Raw genomic sequence first — 848 nt, 5'->3', positions numbered from 1 at the left:
GACCCACATGTGGAAGGCACGCGCTATATCGATGCGCCTCGCGGTAAGTTGCGCTTCGACAGCACGGCTGCGCCGGATATTGGCCAGGGCGCCATTGTCGCCGATGTGCTCTCGCGCACGACGCAGGACCATCCGTATGAGATTTCAAGCTATACGCGGGATTTTCCGGACCGCTGGTTCGAGGCCGGTTGCAGCTGGCTCTCGCGAAATTCGTTTCGCCCGAGCCCTGACGGCATCGTTCCGACGCTCGGCACCCATGCGGCGGTTATGGCGGCGATTGCCGCGCTCACCACGCCTGGCGACTATATCGTCTTCGAGCACCTCACCTATTCGCAGATTTCACGCAGCGCCGGCCTGATCGGCCGCCGGACCGCGCTGGTGACGTCTGACGACGAAGGACTAGACCCAGAGGATTTCGAGCGCGTCTGCGCGCAAAAACATCCGAAAATGATGTTCCTGATGCCGACGGCCAAGAACCCCACACTGGTGACGCTGTCGGCAACACGCCGCGAGGCGATCGCGCGCGTCGCGCGCGAATACAATGTCATCCTGATCGAGGACGATCTCTATGGCGATCTGACCGACGACCCGACCCCGCTATTGGCCGAATATGCCCCCGAACGGACCATCGTTGCCGGCGGCCTGTCGAAATCCGTCGCGGCTGGTGTTCGCGGCGGCTGGCTCGCCTGTCCACCGGCCTATCGCCACCGGATCCGGGTCGCTCACAAGATGCTGACGGGTGGCCTCCCCTTCCTGCTGGCGGAAGTGTGTAGCCGGCTGGTTCTGTCCGGCCAGGCCAGCGAGATGCGCAATCGCAGCATCGTCGAGATCAACACGCGCATCGCGAT

At 63.3% G+C, this 848-nt stretch carries 1 protein-coding gene; it reads left to right on the top strand.

The window, feature by feature from the left end; genetic code table 11:
• Positions 1-848: PLP-dependent aminotransferase family protein (locus EOA86_RS36590; RefSeq protein WP_164892406.1), on the top strand; the 848-nt coding region annotated here is incomplete at both ends.

The sequence above is a fragment of the Mesorhizobium sp. M5C.F.Ca.IN.020.32.2.1 genome (genome assembly GCF_004023105.1).
Taxonomy (GTDB): domain Bacteria; phylum Pseudomonadota; class Alphaproteobacteria; order Rhizobiales; family Rhizobiaceae; genus Mesorhizobium; species Mesorhizobium wenxiniae.
The sequence above is the reverse complement of the archived record's forward strand: the minus strand, read 5'-3'. Positions and strand labels throughout refer to the sequence as shown.